We start from the raw sequence: 5,672 nt of genomic DNA on the forward strand, positions 1-5,672 counted from the left end.
AGCTTGGTTACGCTGTTTTAATGGAAGGTTACATGGATGTTGTTTCTGCCTACCAGCACGGCGTTACCAATGCCGTGGCCTCTCTGGGGACCGCCTTTACCCGGGAACAGGGTAAGCTGTTGATGGCCTACACCCATGACGTGGTCATTGCCTACGATGCGGACGCTGCCGGTGTCAAGGCCGCCATGCGCGCTGCCGAAATCCTGCAGGATCTGGGCTGCCAGGTTCGCATCGCGACCATCGTAGGCGCCAAGGACCCCGATGAGTTTATCCAGCGAAACGGCATGGCCGGCTGGCTAAAGATTATTGATACGGCCATCCCCCTGGTACAGTATAAACTGATGCAGGCAGTGAAAAGGTTTGGTATACAAAACAGTGGCTCCAAAAAGAGAGTCCTTCAGGAGGTGCTACCCAACTTGGCTGCTGTGGCCAGTCCAATTGAATTAGAAGAAGCCATTAAGCAAACGGCCACGGTTTTACAGGTAAATTGGGAGACCGTGCTGGAGGAAATTAAATCATTCAAGAAAAATACCAGAAAAAAATCCCAAATCGGGGATAATTCTGCAAAAGATAGCCATAATATAGCGAGTACGTCCAATTCTTTCTCTTTCGCCCAGCCCAGGGATGCCCGGTCCCATGCCGAGGCAGGAATTCTCCGGTTTGCCCTGGAGAACAGGGTGTGGTTGGAGCGAATCGTCATGGAATTGGGGCGGCAGTTCTTTCAAAACCCGGATTTCCAGGGGATTTTTGATGCAGCCCTGGCCTGTGGCGCGGAACAGCCCGTCAATAAACTGTTTGATTTACTGGAAGAACCCCATCAAAGGGTTTTAAGCGGTATACTGGTACAGGAAATACCCGGAGAAAATACCGACCAAATGTTGACTGATTTTATTAACACCATCAAGAAGTCCACTGAAAAGCTAGGCTGGAGGACCTGCTGTTGAAGTTGGCAGTGGCCGAAAGAGCCGGAGATACCGAAAGAGTCTTGAATCTTAGTCGTCAAATTCAGTTAACCATGAATAAATCCGAGGGGCCGAAAGGGGAGTGGCAACATGAGGGACGAAACAAAAGTAGAACAAATCAAAGAGCTGATAGAGAAAGGCAAAAAACGAGGCGTTCTAGCTTACACAGAAATCATGGATACCCTGCAGGGTACCGAACTATCGCCGGATCAAATTGATGACATTTATGAAAAAATTGCCGCCATGGGCATTGAAGTCGTCCCCGAAGCCACTGATTTGGAGCCACTGGAAGTAGACGATGCCGTTGACGCCCCGTCCGAAGAGGTAGAAGTGGACCTCACCATTCCCGAGGGCATTGGTATCGATGACCCGGTAAGAATGTATCTGAAAGAGATTGGCCGGGTTCCCCTGCTATCTCCGGAAGAAGAGGTAGAGCTGGCCAAGCGTATGGAGCAGGGAGATGAGGAGGCAAAGCGCCGGCTGGCCGAGGCCAACCTGCGACTGGTTGTCAGCATTGCCAAACGTTATGTGGGCAGGGGCATGCTGTTCCTGGATTTGATTCAGGAAGGCAACCTTGGTTTGATAAAAGCGGTGGAGAAATTCGATTACCGGAAGGGATATAAATTCAGCACCTATGCCACCTGGTGGATTCGCCAGGCCATTACCCGGGCCATCGCCGACCAGGCCCGGACCATTCGTATTCCGGTCCACATGGTGGAAACCATCAACAAGCTGATCCGGGTTTCCCGTCAATTGCTGCAGGAGTTGGGCAGAGAGCCAAGTCCTGAGGAAATTGCCAAGGAGATGGATATTTCCGGCGAAAAGGTGCGGGAAATCATGAAGATTGCCCAGGAACCCGTATCCCTGGAGACCCCCATCGGCGAGGAAGAAGATTCCCACCTGGGCGATTTCATTGAAGATGCCGATGCCCGGGCCCCTGCGGAGGAAGCATCTTTTACCCTGCTGCGGGAACAGTTGGATGAGGTCTTGAAAACTCTGACCGACCGGGAGCAAAAGGTTTTGCGCCTGCGCTTCGGACTGGATGACGGGCGCGCCAGAACCCTGGAAGAAGTGGGCCAAAAATTTGGCGTGACCAGGGAACGCATTCGTCAGATTGAAGCCAAAACCCTGCGCAAACTCCGGCACCCCAGCCGCAGCAAAAAGCTTAAAGATTACCTGGATTAATAGCAGTGTTAAGCCAAAGTAAAAATTGGGTATAAAAACAAAAATATAAGGTTGACCTGATAGTGTTGTTTTAGTATAATAACTTTCGTGGTGATGCTCCTCGATAGCTCAACGGTAGAGCAACCGGCTGTTAACCGGTAGGTTGTAGGTTCGAATCCTACTCGGGGAGCCAAAAATATCGGGCCTATAGCTCAATGGTGGAGCATCCGGCTCATAACCGGCGGGTTCCAGGTTCGAGTCCTGGTGGCCCACCATTCACCTCCCACCTCTCAATTGGCCCCTTGGTCAAGTGGTCTAAGACACCGCCCTTTCACGGCGGTAACACGGGTTCGAATCCCGTAGGGGTCACCATAAATACGGGCGATTAGCTCAGCTGGGAGAGCGCCTGCCTTACAAGCAGGATGTCGGCGGTTCGATCCCGTCATCGCCCACCAATAGAAACCCCACTTAAGACAGTGAGGTTTCTTTTTTACTTGCAACCACAAGTAAAGTTGGGGACGGTTCTTGAAGGGGGCAATCGGAAGTTTTGCATGCAAAAAGGCTCAACCGTCAGATATTAGCTGATTGTTGAGCCTTTAATAATACTTACGCAAAAAACTAAGCGCAAAATTTTTGATTGCCCCAGAAGAACGAAGTCGCGACTTTCCCGGGCTATGGGGTTTTAATTTTGTGTCTTTGCCTTTTGATTTTTAATTTTGCTGTATTTTGCATACTTATTGTATATCGTGTATATTTCTTCATAAATTTGACTTGATTTGGGCATACCTAAGTATGCCTTGAAATACTTTCGCAACACCTCAAGGCTATATCCGATAAAATGGTATATCGGTTTGTATTATGCTTGGCGTTTTCTACCCGAACCCGCATGCTTTTACTGCAAATATCACAAATCTTTAACCTGGCTACTTCTCCAACCCGTAAGCCGCTTCCGTAAATTAACACCAGAATAGCTTTGTGTTTAAGATTAGCGGTTGCATTTAAGATCGCCAGCACATCCTGCTTTGGAGGGATTACCGGAAGTTTACGGTTTCTTTTCATCCGTGGGATTTTCTTTGGATTCCATTCCTTATCCACTATACAGGTATAAAAAAACTTAATGGCAGAAATGTAGTTATTAATGGTTCCCGGGGAAAGACCTTTTTCCTTCTTAAGATAAAGGATGTATTGCTGGATATCGCTTTCCGTAATGTCTTCCCTGCATTTATGCTTGTCCTGCATAAAATTTACAAATGCATTAATCCTTCGCAAATATGCTTCTCTTGATGATTCTGGAGTCCCTTTGAGTTCGAAATATAGGTTTATCTCTTGTTCATAGTGATTCATGGAAATACCTCCTGATTTTTGATGGTTTGTACACACTAATCCACCGTTTCAGAAGGTAGGAGGGGGCCTGGCTATTTTAATAAACTTTGTATTTGTCTATTTGGATGTGGTATAATCATAAAAGTGAAAAGTATGCTCCTTTCTCTGGGTTTGTTTTGTTTGGCGATTAAACAATATCACAGAGAGGGCATACTTTTCACTTTTATTATGTTATTTTATTCTGGGTAATTACTTCCAAGGCCATCGCGGAGCGATTTCGTTCTTCTTGACTTGAATTCATAAAAATGAATTCAAGTCAAGAACCGTCCCCGTTTGAATTTATTAACCGGTATCATCAGCATCCTGATTGCTGCAGCATTCTGTGTGCAGGGGAACTGCACAGCAACATTTTTCCCCTGATATTAGAAGTGTTCTTAGTGGGCACAGGTGTTTACCTGATTGTCGGAGGGATTACCTGCAAGGGTGTCAAATGTTCCAATACCACCGACCTGGCCTACGGCCGTGCTTTTCTCATGATTTTAGCCACCGTGATCTATATCGTGGCCATTAACGTGGTTGGGTTTTATATCTCCAGTTTTGTCTTTTTAACACTGATGTCCTGGTACTTAAGCGATTGGGGGTTGAACCTGGCGTCCCTTGGCATCTCAACGGGTTTTGCCGTGATCCTTACCGGCGCCGTGTATGCCACCTTTGCCCTGTTCCTGGGTGTGCCGACCCCGCCCGGTATCCTCTTTTAATGCACAGACCGGACAAGCCTCTGCCTATTACCAGGCAGGGGTTTTTTGCAGCGGAAAATAACCGGCATAGCAATTTTATTGTCATAAAATAGACAGTTTCACTGTAATTAACACGACATTTAGGATTGGAAATTTAATGTTAATTTAATAATGATATAATTCGTCAAATTTTTCCTAAAAATTTTCCTAACAAGCAGAATAAGGGGTGCGGTGGGTGCTGCAAAGTGTGAAAACAAAACTTCTGGTTCCACTGGTTATACTGGTAAGTATTTCTCTTGTTACATTGGTGACACTGAGCTACCGGCAAATGAGAGACGCTATTTTGGATCAAGAACAGGTTGGCTACCGCAACATCGAGTCCATTGTCAGGAATGACCTGGAGGCGGTGTTTACCTCCGCCAGAATGGGACTTACCGGTATCATTCACATGCCGGATATTCAGCAGGCCTTTGCCGAAAGGAACAGGGAGGAGCTCTTACGGCTCACCGCTCCCATCTTTGAACAGGCCAAAAGGGACGGCATTGAGCAAATTCAGTTTCACCTGCCGCCGGCCACATCTTTTCTGCGCCTGCACCAACCCAAAAAATTTGGGGATGATTTGTCCTCCTTCCGGGCCACCGTTATGCAAAGCAATAAGGAAAAGAAATTGGTGGCCGGGTTGGAGGAGGGACGTGGAGGTTATGGCTTCCGGGTGGTTGCTCCGGTTTTTTACCAGGGCGAACATATCGGCAGCGCTGAATACGGCATGGGGTTTAATCCCAAACTATTGGCCCGGTGGAAGGAACAATGCGGCGGGGAATTCTTCATGTATCCCTACGCCAGCAGCGGTGTGGCATGGCAGAAGGTTGACAAAAATAAACCCCTGGCCGGAACAAGCGAAAGGGATCCCCTGGCGGTGGATGCCGGCGAGGTGAAGAAAGCCATGTCCGGCAAGGGAGTTCACTCGGTGTATTTGAATAACGCGGCGGCGGCTGTCCTGATTATTCCCGTTTATGACTACAGCGGTGTTCCCATCAGTTATGTAAAGGCCAACCTGGACCGCACAGGGATATTGAAGCAACTGGACAATGTCCTGCGGGACAGTGCCATTCACCTGGTCCTTTCCCTGCTGGTATTGGGAGTCATCCTGTTCGCTTTAATTGGCAAAATCCTTGGCCCCCTCAACCGGATTTCGGAAAATATGGCCATCGTGGCCCAGGGGGACTTAACCCGAGATTTTCACGTCCAGGGGAATGATGAGGTGGCCAGGCTGGGTCACAGTTTTAACACCATGCTGCATAATTTCAGGCAGCTCATGGGTCAAACCTGTAAAGTCGCCAGGCAGCTCATTGATTCCAGCAAATCCCTCAACATGTTATGGTGGCTAAAGATGTCAAGACATTTTTTTGAACTTGTTTAAGGTGGTTTTTCTCCCTCCTTTGTGTATTTTATAAGAAAAATATTACCATTAAAACCATTTATTAAC

The 5,672-nt window shown here is 47.7% G+C and carries 5 protein-coding genes and 4 tRNA genes; 8 read left to right on the plus strand and 1 reads right to left on the minus strand.

Annotation, left to right across the window (positions count from 1 at the left end; translation table 11 throughout):
• From P378_RS18745 to P378_RS18770, 6 genes are all read left to right on the plus strand, one after another.
• Positions 1-944, plus strand: a 944-nt coding sequence (locus P378_RS18745) for a toprim domain-containing protein (RefSeq protein ID WP_238473434.1), incomplete at its 5' end; no start/stop codon positions are given.
• A 108-nt stretch (positions 945-1,052) separates the two neighbouring features.
• Positions 1,053-2,147, plus strand: coding sequence for an RNA polymerase sigma factor RpoD (rpoD, locus tag P378_RS18750; protein ID WP_099082459.1), 1,095 nt, complete (start codon positions 1,053-1,055; stop codon positions 2,145-2,147).
• 97 nt (positions 2,148-2,244) lie between these two features.
• A tRNA-Asn gene (locus P378_RS18755) sits at positions 2,245-2,319 on the plus strand.
• Between the two features lie 8 nt (positions 2,320-2,327).
• Positions 2,328-2,401: transfer RNA gene (locus tag P378_RS18760), tRNA-Ile, on the plus strand.
• A gap of 21 nt (positions 2,402-2,422) precedes the next feature.
• Positions 2,423-2,498: transfer RNA gene (locus P378_RS18765), tRNA-Glu, on the plus strand.
• A gap of 7 nt (positions 2,499-2,505) precedes the next feature.
• Positions 2,506-2,581, plus strand: a tRNA-Val gene (locus P378_RS18770).
• A gap of 331 nt (positions 2,582-2,912) precedes the next feature.
• Here P378_RS18770 and P378_RS18775 read toward each other — a convergent pair.
• A complete protein-coding gene (locus P378_RS18775; RefSeq protein WP_207654091.1) occupies positions 2,913-3,470 on the minus strand; it encodes a tyrosine-type recombinase/integrase in 558 nt (185 codons plus the stop codon).
• 284 nt (positions 3,471-3,754) lie between these two features.
• Here P378_RS18775 and P378_RS18780 point away from each other — a divergent pair, with 284 nt between their 5' ends.
• Both P378_RS18780 and P378_RS18785 read left to right on the plus strand, forming a co-directional pair.
• The gene (locus P378_RS18780; RefSeq protein ID WP_099082461.1) at positions 3,755-4,207 is read left to right on the plus strand and encodes a tripartite tricarboxylate transporter TctB family protein; all 453 of its coding nucleotides are present in this window, start codon (positions 3,755-3,757) and stop codon (positions 4,205-4,207) included.
• 214 nt (positions 4,208-4,421) lie between these two features.
• Positions 4,422-5,606: a cache domain-containing protein gene (locus tag P378_RS18785; RefSeq protein ID WP_099084268.1), complete on the plus strand. Its 1,185-nt coding sequence runs from the start codon at positions 4,422-4,424 to the stop codon at positions 5,604-5,606.
• Positions 5,607-5,672: the final 66 nt, after the last annotated feature.

It is taken from the genome of Desulforamulus profundi, assembly GCF_002607855.1.

Coding starts and splice junctions, on each gene's coding strand:
- rpoD (WP_099082459.1), top strand. CDS start 1,053: ATGAGGGACGAAACAAAAGTAGAACAAATCAAAGAGCTGATAGAGAAA.
- P378_RS18775 (WP_207654091.1), bottom strand. CDS start 3,470: ATGAATCACTATGAACAAGAGATAAACCTATATTTCGAACTCAAAGGG.
- P378_RS18780 (WP_099082461.1), top strand. CDS start 3,755: ATGAATTCAAGTCAAGAACCGTCCCCGTTTGAATTTATTAACCGGTAT.